The following is a 669-nucleotide window of genomic DNA, read 5'->3' as shown; positions in this document are numbered from 1 at the left end:
AACCGCTCTTCCGATCTCGACACCTGTTTATTGCCCTTAGTGGGTTGGTTACCCGCTGACTGGTTAAAAGCGGACTGAATGGATTTTAGCTCCGTGATCACACGCTTGAGTTGTTCAGGGTTATTCACCGCCCAACTCTTTTGCGGTTCTAGAGCAATACGAGCACCATTGGCTCCTCCGCGCCTATCCGAATCGCGGTAAGACGAAGCCGATCCCCAAGCCACACTGATCAATTCAGGCACCGTTAATCCAGAGCCAAGCACGCTTTGCTTCAAATCAGCAATATCTTTGTCGTTTACCAATGTGTAATCGGGTGTTGCAATTGGATCTTGCCAAATAAACGCTTCGTCAGGAAAATCATCACCCAAGTAGTGACTGCGTGGGCCCATATCTCGATGGGTAAGCTTAAACCAAGCCTTAGCGAATGAAAGGCGATACGCATCTGGGGCGGCTAAAAAGTGCTCTGCGATCTTTTTGTATTCAGGGTCGAACTTAAATGCTAAATCAGCCGTCGTCATCACAGGAGGATTAAACTTCCCCTTTACGTGTGCGTCAGGAACCGATTCATGCAACGATTCATCTGTTGGCACCCACTGAATCGCGCCTGCGGGGCTATGCACCTGCTTCCATTCAAAGTTCAGCAAGTTTTGAAGGTACAGCGATGTCCAG

The 669-nt window shown here is 49.0% G+C and carries 1 pseudogene; it reads right to left on the bottom strand.

The features are described 5' to 3' along the window. A pseudogene (locus ACP45E_RS02305) lies at positions 1–620 on the bottom strand (catalase-peroxidase); the annotation flags it as partial. Positions 621–669 lie beyond the last annotated feature (49 nt).

It is taken from the genome of Vibrio genomosp. F10 str. 9ZD137, assembly GCF_049974785.1.
Taxonomy (GTDB): Bacteria; Pseudomonadota; Gammaproteobacteria; order Enterobacterales; family Vibrionaceae; genus Vibrio.
The sequence above is the reverse complement of the archived record's forward strand: the minus strand, read 5'-3'. Positions and strand labels throughout refer to the sequence as shown.